Source organism: Streptomyces sp. NPDC031474 (assembly GCF_055581185.1).
In genome coordinates, this window is sequence record NZ_JBVIJX010000012.1 from 288,363 (window position 1) to 305,210 (window position 16,848).

Consider the following 16,848-nt stretch of genomic DNA (forward strand, 5'->3'; position numbering starts at 1 on the left):
TGGTCGATGTACTGGTCGCTCTACTGGTCGAGGATCAGGTTGATCTGGCTGTTGGTCTCGTCGAGGCTGCTCACCGGCTTGCCGTTGCCGTAGATGTCCTCCATGGCAGGCTGCATGAGCGCTGTGACGTCCGCCGCGTAGTTGGTGATCGGGTAGGAGAAGGTCCGGAAGTCCTTCTTGTCGGCGACCGGCTCCGTGAACGCCGAGACGTCGACGCCCTGCTTCTTGTAGGCGGCGATGGCGGCCTGCGTACCGGCCGGAGTGGCGGGGAAGACGACACCGTATTTTCCGACGACGCTCTGGCATGCGTCGGAGGCCAGGTAGGCCACCCACTTCCGGGCGCCCGCCTTGTTGTGGGCGCCCTTCGTGATGGAGTCGGCGAGGCCGTTCATCATCGTGGCCCGCTTGCCGGTCGGGCCGACGGGCGTCAGGGCGGCCTTGATGTCCTTGCCCTTGAAGCCGTGGTACGTGGAGATCATCCAGGCGCCGTCGAAGGTGGCGGCAGCCTTGCCGGCGGCGACCTGGGTGTTGCCCTGGTTGGACTGCACGTTGTAGTCGGAGAACGGGGCCATGTACCCCTTCTTCGCCAGCCCGAAGTACCACTTGACGACCGACTGGAAGGTCTTGCTGTCGTACTGGTAGTGGGTGCCCCAGCGCGCCTTCTCCGTGTAACTCCAGCCGGCGGAGGCGGTGAACATGCTCCACTGGGTCTGGCCGTCGCCGTTGCCGCCGCCTTGGCTGGCCAGTCCGTAGACCTTCACATGGTGCTTGTCGAAGCCCGGCTCGTCCCCGCGCCGTCCGTTGCGGTCGACGGTGAGGCGGGCGATGGCCTTCTCGAAGGTGCCGCCGTCCTTCGGGTTCCAGGACAGGTCGTCGAGCTGCCCGGCGGTGAGCCCGGCGGCCTTCGCCGAGTTCGCGTCGTAGAAGAGGGCGACGGTGTCCCAGTCCTTCGGGGCGCCGTAGCGGTGGCCGTCCTGGCCTGTCCAGTTGGCGGCCAGGCCCGGCTGGTAGGCGGAGTTCTCGATGCCGAGGTCGTCCAGCGGCTCCAGCACCTTCAGATCGGCGAACTGGCCGAACTTCTGGATGTGGTCGGTGAACACGTCCGGCTGGGTGCCCGCGATGAACCCGGCGGTGAGCTTGGTCCAGTAGTCGCTCCACCCCAACTGGGTGATCCTGACATCCAGCCCGGGGTTCTCCCGCTCGAACCCCTTGGCGCAGGCCTGGTAGGCGGGCAGCTGGTTGGCGTCCCACAGCCAGTAGGTCACCGTGTGCGCGGACGCCCCGCCGGAGCCGCCCTGCGCGCAGCCCGTCGCCAGGGACAGCGCGAGCGCCCCGGCCAGCGCGGTGAGCGTACGAAGTCGGTTCACTGTTCCCTCACTTGATCCCGGTGAAGCCGATGGAGCTGACGATGCGGCGGGCGAAGCAGGCGAAGAGCACCAGCATCGGCAGCGCGGCGATCAGCGTCGCCGCGGAGAGCCCGGACCAGTCGACGCCGGTCGCAGGGGTCTGCGCGCGGAAGACCGCCAGCGCCACCGTCAGCACGCGCGAGCTGTCGCTGTAGGAGACCATCAACGGCCAGAAGTAGTCGTTCCAGGAGGTGATGTACGTCAGCACGGACAGCGTGATGACCGGCGTCGACGCCATGGGCAGGATCACCCGGAAGAAGATCTTCACCTTTCCGGCGCCGTCGAGCAGGGCCGCCTCCTCGATCTCTCCGGGGATGTTCATGAAGAACTGCCTCAGGAAGAACACCGCGAACGGCGTCATGAAGAGGCTGGGCAGTGCGATGCCCCACAGCGTGTCCACCAGGTGAAGCTGCTTGATGAGGACGAAGTTCGGCAGCAGCGTGAAGATGGTCGGCACCATCAGCCCCGCCAGGAACAGTCCGAACACCTTGTCCCGGCCCCGCCAGCGCAGTCGGGCGAAGGCGTAGGCGGCCATCGCCGAGAAGAAGATCTGGCAGCCGGTGATCAGGGTCGAGACGAACACCGAGTTGAGCAGATAGCGCCAGAAGTCGAGCCCGCCGCCGGCGCCGCCCTGCGCGATCGCCTCCTTCGCGGACTGCAGTCCGAGGGCCCGCTCGAAGCCGCCGGTGCCGAGGTCGACCGGCAAGGGATTGGCAGGGTCGGCGCTGAGGCCCGCGTTGGAGGAGAGCGCGGTGCGCAGGATCCAGTAGAACGGCAGCAGGGTGATGAGCACGATCAGGCCCATCGCGGTCCAGGCGGCGGCCCGCCCGAAGGCAATCCTGCGCCGGACCGGCCGGGCTCCGGTGGTCGTCGTGGTGGCCGGTGGTGGTGCCGTTGTCGTCGCGACAGTCATGTCCGCGTCTCCTGTCAGCCGAGGTCGGTCCGGCCGGCCCGGGTGAGCCGGTACTGCAGGACGGTGATCGCGCTCAGGACGACCAGCAGGGCGACGGACATCGCCGAGGCGTAGCCGAACTGGAAGCGGCCGAAGGCGGAGCCGTAGATGTAGTACTGGAGGACGTTGGTGGCGTTGGCGGGACCGCCCGCCGTGGTCACAGCCACGGTGTCGAACACCTGGAACGAACCGATCACGGTCATGATCAGCACCACCGCCAGCACCGGCCGCAGCAGCGGCATCGTGATCCGCCAGAACATCCGCCACTCGCCCGCGCCGTCGACCCTGGCCGCCTCGTACACGTCGTTCGGGATCGCCTGGAGCCCGGCGAAGAGCAGCAGCGCGGTGTAGCCGACGTGCCGCCAGACGTTGATCATGGCGATCGTCGGGATGGCCCAGGTCTTGTCGGCCAGGAACGGGATCCGGTCGAAGCCGAGAGCGCCGACGATCTCGTTGCCGATGCCGAGCTGGGTGTCGAGGATCCACAGCCAGACGAGGCCCGCGACGACGTTGGACATCAGATACGGGGTGAGCACGATGCCCCGCAGCACCGCCGACTGCGTCAGCCGTTGCAGCAGCACGGCGATGGCGAGGGCCGCGACCGTCTGCACGCCGATGTTGAGGAGCACGTACTCGACGGTGACCTTCAGCGAGTCCCAGAAGATGGGGTCGTGGACCATCCGCACGTAGTTGTCCAGGCCCACCCACTCCGCCGGCGTCAGCAGGTTGAAGCGGGTGAAGCTCAGGTAGACGCCCCGCAGCGTCGGCCAGAGCAGGAAGACCGCGTACCCCAGGAGGGCCGGGGCGAGGAACAGCGCGGCGAGCCGGCCGTCACCCCGCCCTTCACGGTGCGACGGGGGACTGCTGGAGGCGATGGTCATCGGGAGACTCCCTCGTCTGCGGCGGCTCGTTCTCGGCGCCACTTACTTTTGAGCCGGAAGAATCCATGCGTCAAGAGGTGCGCAAACATCATTTCCCGTGGTTCCGTCGGCACCTATAGTGACCTGGATACTTCCAAGGCAAAAGAAATCGTGTGGGAGTCTGACCCTCATGACCACAGGTACCGCGGCCGGCTGGCTGCCGCTGAGTTCGGGGGAGCGCTCGGTCGCGATCGAGGTGCTCGTCCACGGCCCGCTGTCGCGCTCCGACCTCGCGCGGCGGCTGAACCTCTCCGCGGGCAGCCTCACCCGGCTGACCAAACCGCTGATCGAGTCGGGCCTGCTGGTCGAGAGGCCCGAGGCGGGCGCCCCGGCGGAGTCGCGACAGGGTCGCCCCTCCCAACCGCTCGACGTGGTCGCGGAGTCCGGCTCCTTCATCGGCTTCAAGATCACCGAGGACATGGTGTACGGCGTCGTCACCACCCTGCGCAGCGACATCGTCGCCCGCTACGACCGCCCGCTCACCTCGCACGACCCCGACCGGGTCGTCGGCCTGCTGGGCGAGATGGCCGACGAGCTGGCCGGCGCCCACCCGCGCCTCGCCGGGATCGGCATCGGGGTGGGCGGGCTCGTCCAGGACCGCACGATCGTCGGGGAGTCACGCTTTTTGGGATGGCGGGACGTGCCGCTGGCCGCGCTGGTCGAGGAACGCACGGGCCTGCCGGTGGTCGTCGAGAACGACGTCGCCGCGCTCGTGGAGGCGGAGACCTGGTTCGGCGCCGGCCGTGGCCTCGACCGCTTCGTGGTCCTCACCATCGGCGCGGGCATCGGCTACGGCCTGGTCCTGGGCGGCAAGCGGGTCCCCTTCGCCGAGGAGGACCGTGACTTCGGCCGGCACTGGATCGTGAACCCCCACGGCCCGCTCACCCCCGACGGCGAGCGCGGCAGCGCCGTCTCGCTGCTGACCATCCCCAGCATCCGCTACCAGGTGCAGGCCGCCACCGGCCGGGAGCGGACCTACGAGGAGATCCTCGCCCTGGCCGCCGCCGGGGAACCCATGCCCGCCAGGGTCGTCGACGAGGCGGCCCGCGCCCTGGGCACCCTGGTCGCGCAGATCGCCAACTTCGTCATGCCGCAGAAGATCCTGCTCGCCGGTGAGGGCGTAGGTCTGATGGACGTGGGCGGGGCGACGGTGGAGGCCACCATCCGCGCCCACCGGCATCCGCTGGCCGCCCCGGTGGCGCTGGAGACCAAGGTGTCCGACTTCCACGACTGGGCGCAGGGGGCCGCCGTGCTGGCGATCCAGGTGCTGGTGCTGGGCGCTGCGGAGGGGTGAAATCGGGTGTGGGGGTTGACAGATGGACGTGATCAGTAACACGTCCGGTATGTCCGGTTCGCGCGCGATGACTCACGCTGCCTTCACCTCGGACGCCGTAAGATTCACACCATGTCCACCACTGTTGAATCCCTCTCCGAGCGATCGGCCGCGGAGGTCAACGAGGAGATCCGGGCCCTGTGGCTCCGGTCGGGCGGGACACTGAGCGTCGAGCAGCGCGAGGAATATCGCCGGCTCGTCCTGGAGTGGGCCGCCGCGCCCCAGCCCGTCGAGGCGGCCTGACGCTCCCCGCGGACCCCGAGGCTCCCCTTCCGAAGCGGGCACCCTGACCGGGTGCCCTTTTCGCTGTCCTTTCGGCCCTCCCGGCCCGGCCCCGCTCAGCCCCAGGTCGCCGAGTAGTGCCGCTGGTAGGCCTTGCGGTCCTGCTCGGCGCGGATGTAGCGGGTCGCGACGAGGGCGACCATGCTGCCCGCGATCACCAGCAGCCCGGGGCCGATGTTCCTCGGGTCGGTGAGCCGGGAGGCGAGGGTCGCGCCGCCGCCGATGCCCGTCACGGGAGCGGTCGAACCCGGTGAGGTCCCGCCCGGGGCGATCGCCGCCTGGGTGTTCGAGGCGGTCGGCTGCGGGGCGCCGGACGCCGCGGGAGCGCCGCCCTGGTTGTTGGCCGCGGACGGCGCGGCCACGATCAGCTGCACCCCGAGCTGGGCCAGCGCCCTCGTCACCGGCTGGAAGAACGTCGTACCCCCCGTCTTGCAGTCGCCGCTGCCGCCCGAGGTGATGCCCAGGGCGATGCCCTCGGAGAACATCGGGCCGCCGCTGTCGCCGGGCTCCGCGCACACGTTCGTCTCGATGAGGCCGCCGACCGTGCCCTCCGGATAGTTCACCGTCGCGTCCAGACCGGTGACCTCGCCGTCGCGCAGCCCGCTGGTGCTGCCGCTGCGGAACACCCGCTGGCCGACGGCCGCGTCGCCCGTGCCCGTGATCTTCACCCCGTTGCCGTTGCCGATCGCCACCACGTCGGCGCCGTCGCCCGCCTTGCCGCTCGCGTACTGCACCAGCGAGAAGTCGCTGCCGGGGAAGTTGGAGTTGACCGTCTGGCCCACCTGCTGGGTGGCCTGGTTGTCCGCGAACCAGGTTGACCCGGTGGGCCCGCAGTGTCCGGCGGTGAGGATGAAGTCGTTCGATCCGTTGGTGACGTTGAAGCCGGCCGAACAGCGTCCGCCGGTCGACAGGATCGGCAGCGCGCCGTTGATCCGGGTGGTGAACTTGCCGGTGGTGCGCTCCATGCGCACGAAGCTGCCGATGCCGGTGGCGGTCCGCGTCAGCTGCGACCAGTCGGCGGCCGACACGGTGCTGTCCGCCTGCACGACGATCTGGTTCGACCGGTAGTCCATCACCCACGCCGTGCCGGCCACCCTGGGCGCCGAACGCAGCGTGGTCGTGGCCGACCTGAGCTCGTTCATGCTGTGGGAGACGACCTTCGCCTCGGCGCCCGCCGCCCGGACGGCGTCGGCGGTCTGCTCGTCGGTGACCGCCACGACCGGCTGCCCGCCGGAACCGATCCAGGTGCCCGCCGTACGCGCGGTGCCGAGCTTCGTGACGAGAGCCGCCCCCGGATTCGTGACGACGCTCTCCGGCGCACTGCGCGGCACCGCCGACGTGGCGGGTGGCTCGCTCGCCATGGCCGCCTGCGTGACCATGGCCCCTCCCAGGAGGAGTCCGCCGACTGCCGCCAGCCGCGTCACTCGCCGGACGGTCCGTCGTCGTACGTGCCTCATGCATGGCTCCCGAAACCCGAACACGCGGCCTCAACACCGCGGGGCCCTCCGGTCGTTGAGCGCCCTCACTGTCCATACGCGCCGGGACCCGGCAGCGTTCAGCCCGGAAGTGATCACTTGTGTGCCGGGCCTCAGTGTTTGCGTGCCACCCCGCCGAACATCGCGACCTCCGCCGGCTCGCCCCCGTCCCCGGTGCCCTCCGGACGCCAGCGCGAGCACGACACCACGCCAGGTTCCAGCAGTTCCAGGCCCTCGAAGAAGCGGGCCACCTCCGCGGGCGTGCGCTGGGTCAGCCTCGGCGTGCCGTGCTCGTTCCAGAACCGCACCGCCTCGTCCACCTCGGGCATCGCCGGGCTGGTCACGGTGTGCGACAGCACCAGCAGGCTGCCCGACGGCAGCCGATCGACCAGCCGCCGCACCAGCGCGTACGGGTCCTCGTCGTCGCCGATGAAGATGACCACGCTGAGCAGGACCAGTGCGACGGGCTCGCTGAAGTCCAGTGTCCTGGCGGCGTGTTCGAGGATCGCGTCCACGTTGCGCAGATCCTCGTCGAGATAGTCGGTGCGGCCCTCGGGCGTGCTGGTGAGCAGCGCGCGGGCGTGCGCCAGGACGAGCGGGTCGTTGTCGACGTAGACGACCCGGGACTCCGGGGCGAGGCGCTGCGCGACCTCGTGCGTGTTGTCGGCGGTGGGCAGACCGGTGCCGATGTCGAGGAACTGGCGGATCCCCGCCTCGGTCACCAGATGCTCCACCGCACGGCCCAGGAAGAGCCGGTCGGCGCGGGCGTACTCGCTGATGCCCGGATGTAACTCCCGGATCCGGTCACCGGCCGTCCGGTCCACCTCGTAGTTGTCCCTGCCGCCCAGCCAGTAGTTCCAGATACGGGCGGTGTGCGGCTGCTGGGTGTTGATGCGCGTGTACGGCGACGGTGCGGCCACGTCGACGGCCGGCGCGTTCTCGGTCATGGCGGGGGCTCCTGAAGGGAGGCGGAGGAAGGGGGATGTGCTCGGTCGACAAGCAATCTAGACAGCCGAGTCGACCGGCGCCGACCGTCCTTGCGATTCCGGGTCGGGGCCGAGCCGCGCCCAGCTCCGTTCGTCGCCCCAGACGGCCGCCGTGCCGGTGTAGGGGCGCAGCAGCGCGGTGAGCGCAGGGTCGCCGTGGCCGTTGAGTTCGTCCGAGGCGATCCTGCGGGCGATGCCGGCGAGGAAGTCGGCGAGCTGCACCCGGGCGTCCAGCCGCGAGACGACCAGCCGCAGCCCTGCGAGCCGGATGCCCCGCTTCCGGGCCGTGTCCTCGATCCAGGCGATGCGCTCCGGGGTGAGCATGTTCTGCCGGTCGTGCGCGAGCCGGACCGGACGTCCCGCGTCGCTCCAGTGCGCGGCCGTGTGCAGGATGGAGGGGAGAAGGGGATTGAGGACCGGGGTGAGGACGAACGGCCCGTCCCGAATTCCGGCACGGTAGGAAAAGGCGCGGGAGCGTTCCTGCGAGAGCCGGGAGAGCGTGTCCGCCGCCGGTGTCCCCGCATATCGCTGCCGCAGTTCCTCGACCGTGCGGAAGAACCTCTCGACGGGCGCATCCGGTTCGCCTTCGTGGCGCACTCGCAGCAATTGGTTGGCGGCCTCCAGGAATTGCCGCCACTCCGCGTCAGTGAAGGTCCGCCGCCCCTCCCGGAAGAGGGAAGCGGCCGCGTCCGGGGCGCCCAGCAGCAGGTCGACGGCCCGGTCCACGACGAAGAAGGCCTTCTCGACGAGGTGCACATGGGCATGCCCGTACAGCGGGCCGGACGTGGAGAGCAGCCATTCCAGGACGGCCCGGTGTTTCTCCCGGAGCAGATGGTTCGCCTTGTACTCCTCGGCGGGCGAACGGATCCGGTCGCGGATCTCCTGCACATGCCCGGCGGCGGAATCGACCGACAGCCGCACACTGGCATGGGCGAACACGTCCGTGTTTCCGCCGGTGAGATTCTCGCCGTCCGAACCCGACTCGTCGCAGGCGATCTCCAGGATTCCGGCGGCGTCCGCCACGATTGTCCCGTTCACCTGATCCCAGGTCATACCACTGCCCCCTATCTTGTGCCCCATGACCAGCATCCCGCACGAGACGCCCCGTGAGCCGAACCCTTTGCACGCCCTCAGCCTCGACCGGCTGCGATGTCGTACGAGCATGAAGTGGCGTACCCATCCGGCCGACGTCCTGCCGTTGTGGGTCGCGGAGATGGACGTACCCCTCGCCGAGCCGGTCGTCCGCGTGGTGACGGAGGCCCTCGCGCTCGGCGACACCGGCTATCCGGCGGGCACGGCCTACGCCGAGGCGCTGGCCGGGTTCGCCGCGAAGCGGTGGGGCTGGGACGGGCTCGCCGTCGAGCGGACGGCGATCGTGCCCGATGTGATGCTGGGCGTCGTCGAGATGCTGAAGCTGGTGACCGGGCCCGGTGATCCGGTGATCGTCAACCCGCCGGTGTATCCGCCGTTCTTCCCGTTCGTCGAGCACATGGACCGGCGGATCGCCGAGGCGCCCCTCGACGATGACGGGCGGCTCGACCTCGACGTGCTGGAAGAGGCGTACCGGGGGGCGGTCGCGGGAGGCGGACGCGCCGCGCATCTGCTGTGCAGCCCGCACAACCCCACCGGCACGGTGCACACGGCCCGCGAGCTGTCCGCCGTCGCCGAGCTCGCCGGGCGGTACGGCGTCCGGGTCGTCGCCGACGAGATCCACGCCCCGCTCACCGCGCCCGGCGTCGACTTCGTGCCCTACCTCGCCGTCCCCGGCGCGGAGAGCGGACTGTCGCTGATGTCGGCGTCCAAGGGGTGGAACCTGGCCGGGCTCAAGGCGGCCCTGGCCGTCGCGGGCCCCGAGGCGGCGGCCGACCTGGCCCTGCTGCCCGAGGAGGTCGGCCACGGGCCGAGCCATGTCGGCGTGCTCGCCCACACCGCCGCCCTGCGCGAGGGCACGGCCTGGCTGGACGCCCTGCTGGCCGGCCTGGACGAGAACCGACGCCTGCTCGCGGCCCTCCTGGCCGAGCATCTCCCCGGTGTCGTGCACCGGCCCGGCGAGGCGACCTACCTCGCCTGGCTCGACTGCCGGGCGCTGGGCCTCGGGGACGATCCGGCCTCGGTGTTCCTGGAACGAGGCCGGGTGGCGCTCAGCTCCGGGCCGGACTTCGGCACGGGCGGAACCGGGCACGTACGCCTGAATCTGGCCACCTCGCCGGAGCTTCTCACCGAGGGCGTACGGCGGATGGCGCAGGCCGTGCGCTGAGCCGCGAGCGGGCCAGGACCCTCGGGCTGCAGCCCGAGGAGCACGTCGGATGCGGCGGCTGCGGCCCGGCTACGAGCTGCGACTGCCGCCTTGGTCATGGGCACGCACGCCCGGAGCACCGGGTGCCTAGACTGCGGGAATGGATGACACGGCGCTCGATCGGCTCGGGGCGGGCAAGTACCTGCTGATCACCAGCTATCGGAAGAACGGGACGGGGGTCGCGACTCCCGTCTGGGTGGTGCGCGACGGCGAGGCCCTCGGGGCCTGGTCGGCCGCCGACGCCTGGAAGGTCAAGCGCATCCGGGCCCGCGGCGACGTCCTCGTCGGCCCCTGCGACGTACGCGGCAGGCCGACGGGCGAGCAGGTCCCGGCCACCGCCGAGATCTGCGACGCACAGACCACCGCCCGCTACCGTACGCTGCTCGCGCGCAAGTACGGGATCCTGGGGCGCCTGACGCTTCTGGGCAGCCGGCTGCGGCGAGGGCTCGACGGCACGGTCGGGATCCGCGTGACCCTGTGAGCGACCGGACGCCGGGAACGGATCAGGGGGCGTGGACCGCTCGGTCCACGCCCCCTGACGGATCGGCGCGGCTTACGACGCGTCGGTCACCGTCCCCGTCAGGATCGGGGGCAGCGGCTCGACGTCGTCGTCCGTCAGCGCCAGCCGCAGCGACTCGACCGGCTCGGCCAGCTGGTCCCGCACCGTCGGCACGGTGAATTCGGCGGTGGTGGTTCCGGCCGGGATGCCCATCCACACCCACAGGTTCGCCTGGGACAGCGGGCGCTCCGGGTCGGGCAGCTCACCGGCGTAGTCCATCAGCCACTGCGCGTCCACGTCCTTGGTGGACAGTTCGGGGCCCTCGGTGACCGGGAGCACCCGGAGCGGCTGGTCGATGTCCACGTCGACGGGTTCCGACAGGGAGATCCGCCAGCTCAGCGTCTCGCCCTCGGTCACCTTGTCCGCGACCGGGGTCAGGGTGACCTTGGGCGCGGGGTCGTCGTTCAGCGCCGTGACCCCGCCCCGGTAGGAGCCGACGACCGCACCGCGCACGGCCTTCACGAGAAGGTCGGTCTGCTGGTCGTTGCCGAAGCGCGTGTTGCCCTTCACCTCGACCGGCAGGTCGATCGGGGTGCTGCCGGGCCGGACGGTGACCAGCTTCTCCGTGGGTTCGCCGGTCGCCGGGTCGACGACGTAGAAGCGGGCGGTGCCGCTGCCGTGTCCGGACACCTGGACCGGGATGTGGTAGGTGCGGGTGCCGGAGTCGCCCTCCTTGACCGTGATCCGCCCGATGTCGACGCGCGGCAGCGCGGCGGCCTTCACCGCCGAAGTGCCGGGCGCCCAGCCCCAGGCGTCCATGAACCACGCCTGCCCGGACCCCGAACGCGGAGTCAGCTCAAGGGACTTGATGTGCCTGAGGTCGAGCCCGGCGCGGGTGGCGGCCGTCAGCGGGACGCGCAGTTCGCGAGCCCAGTAGGAAGCGGTGCGGCCGGAGCCCGGCAGTCCGTCGGCGGTGATGCGGCCGAGGGCGGCGCGCTTGCCGGCGGAGTCGGTGACGGCCACATCCAGTGCGGTGCCGGTGGTGTTCGGCGGTACGAACACGCGCAGCGCCAGGCTCTTGGCGCCGGCCAGCGAGACGGGAGCGGTGGACGTGATCTTCGCCGGGGCGCCCGGCGCCGACCAGTTCAGCGCGATCGCGCTCTTGCCGGAGTCCTTCTCCAGATCCCACCACCCGAAGTGCGGGGACCTGCCCGTGGCGTCCTCGCCCAGACACGCCCTGGCCGGGTCGGGGTCCGCCCAGCACACCCGGCCGCCGGTCACCTTGACCGAGCCGTCGGGCACGAAACCGCCCGTGCGACGGGCGCCGACCGCGTGCGTCAGGACGCGGGCCGGGTCGGCGGAGGGGGCGCGCACCCCCGTGCCGTCGAGCAGCGGCCGCGCCCGGTCGTCACCGCCCACGAACAGCCGGGCGGCGGCGGCGATGTAGGTGGCGCCGGCCTGGTGCTGCTGGTCGGCGGTCAGCCGGGTCGGCGCGCCGTCGGAGCACACCGGGTCGGGCTGCTCCGGGTCCTCGGAGAAGTCGTCGAAGGAGGGCGCCACGGACTTGCCGGGCGTCCACTCGGTGTTGAAGAAGTTGTGGTTGGCGCCGACCACGTACACGGCGCTGTGCAGGGCGGAGCCGTTGCTGATGCCGCGCGTGCCGTCGAGGTACGTCTCGCCCTCGAGGTCGGCGACGTCGCCGTCGCAGCCGGGCAGGATCGTCGCGGACGGGACGTCGGCGACCGGATTCTGGCCGAAGATCGTCGGTCCGATGAGGACGGTGCCGCGGATCTTCCAGCGGACCGGACCGTGATAGCCGTCCTCGGCGGCGGGCGCCGGGTAGAGGCTGTCCATGGCGGCCCGGTTGACGCCCTCGCCGCCGCGCGAGTGGCCGACCAGCAGGACGCGGGAGAGATCGGCCTTCGTTGCGTCGGGCACCGCCGCCGGGGCGGTGGCCGGGTGCGCGGCCCAGTCGGCCCACTTGGCGAGGTGCTGCCGCACCAGCGAGGAACGGGCCTGCGCGCCGGCGTCCTCGGCCTGTGCGTCCTGGCCGTTGATGCCGTTCGCCGAGATCGACACCGTCACATAGCCCTGCGAGGCCAGCAGCTGCTGGTCCTGCAGGTAACCCTTGTAGCTGGGGATCGACTTCATGCCCGCCGGGCAGGGCCAGGAGATGTCGAGGTCGTCGCTGCCGGGCGTGTAGCACGTGGTGTGCCGGCCGTGCAGGAAGAGCGCGAGCGGCCGCTTGCCGGTGGCGCCCTTCGGCGCGACGACGACCGCCTGCATCTCGATCGGCTGGGCATAGCCGGGCAGCTTCAACGGGGCGAGGTTGTACTCGCCGCTGACCGTGCGGTACGAGCCCGGCTTGCCCGGGTCGACGGAGTTGGCCGGAGCGGGAGCGGGCGTCCGGGCCGGGGGCTGCCCGGCGGCGAGTGAACGCCGTTCGGCCGCAGCCAAGTTGTCGGCGGGTGCGTCCAGACGGCGTCCGCTCGCGAGGACCTGCAGGTCCTTCAGGGGGGTGTCGCCGGCCTCGTCGAGGGAGAGCCGGAACGTGCGGCCGTCCTTCGCCGCCTTCGGTACGCCGAGCAGCCGGTCGCCCGCGTGGAACTCCACACGGGCGTCACCGAAGGGCACGGGCGTGGGCGAGCGCCATATCAGCTCGCGTGCGGCGCCCTGCCCGCCGATCTGCCACCCCGGCGGCAGCCCGCTGTCGGTGGACGCGGTCAACGGTCTTGTCTCGGACGGTTGTTGGGCTTGTGCCAGTCCCGGTGTTCCCGCCAGGGCCGCGATTGCGGCCACGGCGGTGACACCTATGCGCCGGGCACGGATCAAGGGTCCACTCCTCAACACTCGGAGCGCGGGGGCCCCGTCCGTACCGGGAGCCCCTCACGTCCCGAAGGAAGCCGTACGGGCCCTGTGGGTTGCCTGTGCCGACGGACTCTGCCCGCAGGGGCAGAGAAAACCGGCCAGCTGGACGACTGCCCGCACGACCCCGGGGAAAGGCCCCCTGCATGAGCCGAACTCCCCACCTCCGCACGGCAGTCGTCGGCACCGGACACCGCGCCCAGACCTTCACCCGGGATCTCGCCGCCCGGCCCGGCCACCGCGTCGTCGCCCTCTGCGATCCCAGCCCCACCCGCATGGCCTTCCACAACCGGCTGCTGGCCCGGGCGGGCGCCCCGCCGGCCGCAGAGTGGGAGCCGGACCGCTTCGCCGAGCTGCTCGCCGAGGAGGACGTCGACCAGGTCGTCGTCACCACCGTGGACGCCGCGCACGACCGCTACATCGTGCCCGCGCTGAAGGCGGGCTGCCGTGTGGTCACCGAGAAGCCGATGACCGTCGACGCGGTCCGCTGCGCCCGCATCCTCGACACCGTCCGCGAGACCGGCAACTCTCTCACCGTCGCCTTCAACTACCGCTTCAACCCCGTGCACGAGCGGGTGCGCGAGCTGCTCGCCGAGGGCGCGGTCGGGGAGATCCTCTCCGTCCACTTCGAGTGGCTGCTCGACACCCGGCACGGCGCGGACTACTTCCGCCGCTGGCACCGCGAGAAGCGGCACAGCGGCGGACTGATGGTGCACAAGGCCGGCCACCACTTCGACCTGGTCAACTGGTGGCTCGCCGACGAGCCGGACGAGGTCTTCGGCTATGGCCGGCTCGCCTTCTACGGCCCCGAGGCCGGCACCCGGCACGGTCTGCGCCGCGCGTACGACCGTGCCCACGGCGCCGAGGAGGCCGCCGACGACCCGTTCGCGCTGGACCTCGCGGCCGACGACACCCTACGGGCGCTGTACCTCGACGCGGAGCGGGACGACGGCTACCACCGCGACCGCAACGTCTTCGGCGGGCCCGTCACCGTCGAGGACGACATGGCGGTCCTGGTGCGCTACACGCGGGGCGCGACGATGACGTACCACCTCACCGCCTACTCCCCGTGGGAGGGCTACCGGGTGATGGTCAACGGCAGCGCCGGACGCCTGGAGCTGGAGGTCGAGGAGAGCCGCTGGCAGCCGCCCCGCACCCGTATCACCTCCGGCAGCGGCGCGCTGCACGGCGACACGGCGGCCGAGCACGCGGGCGGCGTCCGGCTGACGCTGCGCCCGCTGTGGCGGCCGCCGGTCGACGTCCCGGTCACGGCCCGGCACGAGGCGCACGGCGGCGGAGACACCCGGATGCTGGACGCGCTGTTCGGACCCGCGGCGTCCCGGAACGCCGGCAGCACGGCCGGGACCGGGAGTACGGCCGGGACCGGGAGCGCCGCCACCGAACGCGACGGGGCGCTCGCCCTCGCCGTGGGGCTCGCCGCGAACCGGTGCTTCGACATGGGACGGCCGGTACGCGTCGGCGACCTGCTGCCGGCTCTCGGGCCGGTGGACGGGGCGTCCTGACGGGGCGTCCTAGTGCCAGGCCCGGTACGGCTCGTCGAGGAGCTGGAAGACAGGTTCGCCCCGTACCGGGTCCTTGACCGTGGACAGGCGGACGCGGTCGCCGCTGTGGATGCCGATGAGCGGGCCCATGACCCGGCCGCGGACGACGAACCCCTCGGCCATCTCGACCAGGGACACATTGCGCGCGGCGGGGCTGTTGCGGTGCACCACGGTGGCGTGGCGGACCGTGCCGGTGCCCTCGCTGCGCTCGGTGCGCAGGTCGCTGCCCTGACACGACGGGCAGAGCAGCCGGTGGTACATGGCGGTGCCGCACCAGGTGCAGCGCTGGAAGAGGATGGTTTCGCCGGCGGCGTCTCCACGGTCGAGGACACCCGCCGCGGAGCCGGCGGCCTGCTGAACGGCGTTTCCTGAGTGGTAGTGGTACACGCGGGTCAACTCCCTGCACTCGGCCGGAATCCACGTGCGCGGCTCACCCGTGCACGCACGTGCCCGGTTCACCGTGCCACCGTGCACGCCCACAGCGTATGGCACTCAGTGCCAAGCGTAAAGGCACTGCGTACCCTTATTCTGGCGAGGTCCGGTCCCGGCCGAGCGTGGTCTCGATCTCCTGAACCACCCGCCACAGGGGCGCCCCGCGCCGCGAGACCACCACGACGACGTCCTCGTCCGTCGGCCGTTCGCCGGCGGGAGCCGCCGGAGCAGTGGGGGCAGTCGAAGCGGCCCGAGGGACGGGAGCGGCCGGGGCTTCCCGGGTCGTGCCGAACGCCGCCTGTACATACCCCAGTGCGTGGTCCACGGTCGCGCTCGCATCGCCCCGGCCGTCCGAACGCAGCCAGGAGCGCAGCGCGTTGTTGTGGGCGGCGACCACCGCGGCCGCGATCACGTCGGCGCGGAGACTGCCGTCGGGCCGGCCGGTGAAGCGGCCCCGCAGATACTCGGCGAGGGCGCGCTCATAGCGCCACACCACCGACAGCTCGTATGCGCGCAGCCCCGGCACCCGCTTGGTGAGCCGGTAACGCTGCACCGAGAAGGAGGGGTTCTCCGCGTACATCAGCAGCACCAGCCGGGCCGCGTCGCAGACGCGGCGCACCGGCTCGTGCTCCGTGCCGCTCGCGGCGAGGAACGCGGTCATGTCGGCCAGGCACCGCTCGTGGTCCGGGAAGACCACGTCCTCCTTGGAGGGGAAGTAGCGGAAGAACGACCGCCGGCCGACCCCCGCGAGCGCCACGATGTCGTCGACGGTGGTCTGCTCGTAGCCCCGCTCAAGGAACAGCCGGAAGGCCGCCGCGACCAGGGCGTCCCGCATGGGCGGCTTGGCCTCCGCCTTGTCAGTGGCGCTCATGGACGGGAACGTAACATCTGAACGCCGCCGATGGCACTCAGTTCCCTTCCTGCGGGGAACCGAGTGCCAGGGATGCGGAGTCGGCGTCAGATCCGCTCCGCCGCCTCCACCACGTTGGTCAGCAGCATCGCCCGGGTCATCGGGCCCACCCCGCCGATGGGCGGCGCGAAGGAACCGGCGACGTCGCTCACGTCCGGGTGGACGTCGCCGAGGATGCCTTCGACCGTACGGGTCAGGCCCACGGACAGCACGGTCGCCCCCGGCTTGATCCAGTCCGGCCGGACCAGATGCGCCACGCCTGCCGCGGCCACCACCACGTCCGCCTCCCGGGCGTGCGCGGCCGTGTCCTGCGTGGCCTCGTGGCACAGGGTCACCGTGGCGTGCTCGGTGCTGCGGGTCAGCATCAGACCCAGCGGCCGGCCCACCGTGACACCGCAGCCGATGACGCAGAACTGCTGGCCGGTGATCTCCACGCGATTGCGGCGCAGCAGGTCGATGATGCCGCGCGGGGTGCACGGCAGCGGCCCCGGGATGCCCAGCACCAGCCGGCCCAGGTTCGTCGGGTGGAGCCCGTCGGCGTCCTTGACGGGGTCGATCAGCTCCAGCACGGCATGAGTGTCGATGTGCGCGGGCAGCGGGAGCTGCACGATGAAGCCGGTGCACGCCGGATCGGCGTTGAGCCGCAGCACGGCAGCCTCGACATCGGCCTGGGAGGCGTCGGCGGGCAGCTCCACCCGGATCGAGGCGATGCCGACCTGCGCGCAGTCGCGGTGCTTGCCGCCCACGTAGGAACGGCTGCCCGCGTCGTCGCCGACGAGGATCGTGCCCAGCCCCGGGGTGACGCCGCGCTCCTTCAACGCCTGGACGCGGAGGGCGAGTTCGCTCTTGATGTCGGCCGCTGCGGCCTTGCCGTCGAGAAGTGTTGCGGTGGTCACGGGAGTCGACGAGCCCTTCAGGAGAAGACGACGG

At 71.3% G+C, this 16,848-nt stretch carries 15 protein-coding genes; 5 read left to right on the forward strand and 10 right to left on the reverse strand.

What is annotated here, in order from left to right; translation table 11 throughout:
• Positions 1–20: 20 nt before the first annotated feature.
• The 3 genes from ACZ5SK_RS26735 to ACZ5SK_RS26745 are packed head-to-tail and all read right to left on the reverse strand — an operon-like array spanning position 21 to position 3,239.
• Positions 21–1,367 carry an ABC transporter substrate-binding protein gene (locus ACZ5SK_RS26735; RefSeq protein WP_334574681.1) on the reverse strand — a complete coding sequence of 449 codons (1,347 nt, stop codon included), beginning with the start codon at positions 1,365–1,367 and terminating at the stop codon, positions 21–23.
• Positions 1,368–1,374: 7 nt separating this feature from the next.
• Positions 1,375–2,319 (reverse strand): carbohydrate ABC transporter permease, encoded by a 945-nt coding sequence (locus ACZ5SK_RS26740; protein WP_361702808.1) that lies wholly within the window; start codon positions 2,317–2,319, stop codon positions 1,375–1,377.
• A gap of 14 nt (positions 2,320–2,333) precedes the next feature.
• Positions 2,334–3,239, reverse strand: coding sequence for a carbohydrate ABC transporter permease (locus tag ACZ5SK_RS26745; RefSeq protein WP_334574677.1), 906 nt, complete (start codon positions 3,237–3,239; stop codon positions 2,334–2,336).
• A gap of 169 nt (positions 3,240–3,408) precedes the next feature.
• Between ACZ5SK_RS26745 and ACZ5SK_RS26750 the strand changes: the two genes are divergently transcribed.
• Together ACZ5SK_RS26750 and ACZ5SK_RS26755 are read left to right on the forward strand one after the other, a co-directional pair.
• The gene (locus ACZ5SK_RS26750) at positions 3,409–4,572 is read left to right on the forward strand and encodes an ROK family transcriptional regulator (RefSeq protein WP_334574675.1); all 1,164 of its coding nucleotides are present in this window, start codon (positions 3,409–3,411) and stop codon (positions 4,570–4,572) included.
• Positions 4,573–4,683: 111 nt separating this feature from the next.
• A complete protein-coding gene (locus ACZ5SK_RS26755; RefSeq protein ID WP_093770941.1) occupies positions 4,684–4,854 on the forward strand; it encodes a hypothetical protein in 171 nt (56 codons plus the stop codon).
• 95 nt (positions 4,855–4,949) lie between these two features.
• Here the strand turns inward: ACZ5SK_RS26755 and ACZ5SK_RS26760 are convergent, their stop codons facing one another.
• The 3 genes from ACZ5SK_RS26760 to ACZ5SK_RS26770 all read right to left on the reverse strand — a co-directional run bounded on the left by ACZ5SK_RS26760 (position 4,950) and on the right by ACZ5SK_RS26770 (position 8,407).
• The gene (locus ACZ5SK_RS26760; protein ID WP_468576654.1) at positions 4,950–6,350 is read right to left on the reverse strand and encodes a S1 family peptidase; all 1,401 of its coding nucleotides are present in this window, start codon (positions 6,348–6,350) and stop codon (positions 4,950–4,952) included.
• Positions 6,351–6,481: 131 nt separating this feature from the next.
• Positions 6,482–7,315: an SAM-dependent methyltransferase gene (locus ACZ5SK_RS26765; RefSeq protein ID WP_334574669.1), complete on the reverse strand. Its 834-nt coding sequence runs from the start codon at positions 7,313–7,315 to the stop codon at positions 6,482–6,484.
• Between the two features lie 57 nt (positions 7,316–7,372).
• A complete protein-coding gene (locus ACZ5SK_RS26770; RefSeq protein WP_334574667.1) occupies positions 7,373–8,407 on the reverse strand; it encodes a DUF3800 domain-containing protein in 1,035 nt (344 codons plus the stop codon).
• A 25-nt stretch (positions 8,408–8,432) separates the two neighbouring features.
• Here ACZ5SK_RS26770 and ACZ5SK_RS26775 point away from each other — a divergent pair, with 25 nt between their 5' ends.
• Positions 8,433–9,611, forward strand: coding sequence for a MalY/PatB family protein (locus ACZ5SK_RS26775; RefSeq protein ID WP_334574665.1), 1,179 nt, complete (start codon positions 8,433–8,435; stop codon positions 9,609–9,611).
• Positions 9,612–9,750: 139 nt separating this feature from the next.
• Positions 9,751–10,131, forward strand: coding sequence for a PPOX class F420-dependent oxidoreductase (locus ACZ5SK_RS26780; protein ID WP_334574663.1), 381 nt, complete (start codon positions 9,751–9,753; stop codon positions 10,129–10,131).
• A gap of 72 nt (positions 10,132–10,203) precedes the next feature.
• Here ACZ5SK_RS26780 and ACZ5SK_RS26785 read toward each other — a convergent pair whose 3' ends face one another.
• Positions 10,204–12,981 carry an alpha/beta hydrolase family protein gene (locus tag ACZ5SK_RS26785; protein WP_457494104.1) on the reverse strand — a complete coding sequence of 926 codons (2,778 nt, stop codon included), beginning with the start codon at positions 12,979–12,981 and terminating at the stop codon, positions 10,204–10,206.
• Between the two features lie 179 nt (positions 12,982–13,160).
• On the opposite strand from ACZ5SK_RS26785, the gene ACZ5SK_RS26790 reads away from it, so the two are divergent.
• The gene (locus tag ACZ5SK_RS26790) at positions 13,161–14,537 is read left to right on the forward strand and encodes a Gfo/Idh/MocA family protein (RefSeq protein WP_468417279.1); all 1,377 of its coding nucleotides are present in this window, start codon (positions 13,161–13,163) and stop codon (positions 14,535–14,537) included.
• Positions 14,538–14,546: 9 nt separating this feature from the next.
• Here the strand turns inward: ACZ5SK_RS26790 and ACZ5SK_RS26795 are convergent, their stop codons facing one another.
• The 3 genes from ACZ5SK_RS26795 to ACZ5SK_RS26805 all read right to left on the reverse strand — a co-directional run bounded on the left by ACZ5SK_RS26795 (position 14,547) and on the right by ACZ5SK_RS26805 (position 16,814).
• The gene (locus ACZ5SK_RS26795; RefSeq protein ID WP_334574657.1) at positions 14,547–14,963 is read right to left on the reverse strand and encodes a Zn-ribbon domain-containing OB-fold protein; all 417 of its coding nucleotides are present in this window, start codon (positions 14,961–14,963) and stop codon (positions 14,547–14,549) included.
• Positions 14,964–15,099: 136 nt separating this feature from the next.
• Positions 15,100–15,843: a TetR family transcriptional regulator gene (locus tag ACZ5SK_RS26800; RefSeq protein WP_334581059.1), complete on the reverse strand. Its 744-nt coding sequence runs from the start codon at positions 15,841–15,843 to the stop codon at positions 15,100–15,102.
• A gap of 122 nt (positions 15,844–15,965) precedes the next feature.
• Positions 15,966–16,814: a bifunctional methylenetetrahydrofolate dehydrogenase/methenyltetrahydrofolate cyclohydrolase gene (locus ACZ5SK_RS26805; RefSeq protein WP_079657874.1), complete on the reverse strand. Its 849-nt coding sequence runs from the start codon at positions 16,812–16,814 to the stop codon at positions 15,966–15,968.
• Positions 16,815–16,848 lie beyond the last annotated feature (34 nt).

Bases quoted from the DNA above. Each gene is read 5' to 3' on its own strand.
- ACZ5SK_RS26800 (WP_334581059.1), bottom strand. From the start codon at position 15,843: ATGCGGGACGCCCTGGTCGCGGCGGCCTTCCGGCTGTTCCTTGAGCGG.
- ACZ5SK_RS26760 (WP_468576654.1), bottom strand. From the start codon at position 6,350: ATGAGGCACGTACGACGACGGACCGTCCGGCGAGTGACGCGGCTGGCG.
- ACZ5SK_RS26790 (WP_468417279.1), top strand. From the start codon at position 13,161: ATGAGCCGAACTCCCCACCTCCGCACGGCAGTCGTCGGCACCGGACAC.
- ACZ5SK_RS26750 (WP_334574675.1), top strand. From the start codon at position 3,409: ATGACCACAGGTACCGCGGCCGGCTGGCTGCCGCTGAGTTCGGGGGAG.
- ACZ5SK_RS26745 (WP_334574677.1), bottom strand. From the start codon at position 3,239: ATGACCATCGCCTCCAGCAGTCCCCCGTCGCACCGTGAAGGGCGGGGT.
- ACZ5SK_RS26755 (WP_093770941.1), top strand. From the start codon at position 4,684: ATGTCCACCACTGTTGAATCCCTCTCCGAGCGATCGGCCGCGGAGGTC.
- ACZ5SK_RS26775 (WP_334574665.1), top strand. From the start codon at position 8,433: ATGACCAGCATCCCGCACGAGACGCCCCGTGAGCCGAACCCTTTGCAC.
- ACZ5SK_RS26765 (WP_334574669.1), bottom strand. From the start codon at position 7,315: ATGACCGAGAACGCGCCGGCCGTCGACGTGGCCGCACCGTCGCCGTAC.
- ACZ5SK_RS26770 (WP_334574667.1), bottom strand. From the start codon at position 8,407: ATGACCTGGGATCAGGTGAACGGGACAATCGTGGCGGACGCCGCCGGA.
- ACZ5SK_RS26740 (WP_361702808.1), bottom strand. From the start codon at position 2,319: ATGACTGTCGCGACGACAACGGCACCACCACCGGCCACCACGACGACC.
- ACZ5SK_RS26780 (WP_334574663.1), top strand. From the start codon at position 9,751: ATGGATGACACGGCGCTCGATCGGCTCGGGGCGGGCAAGTACCTGCTG.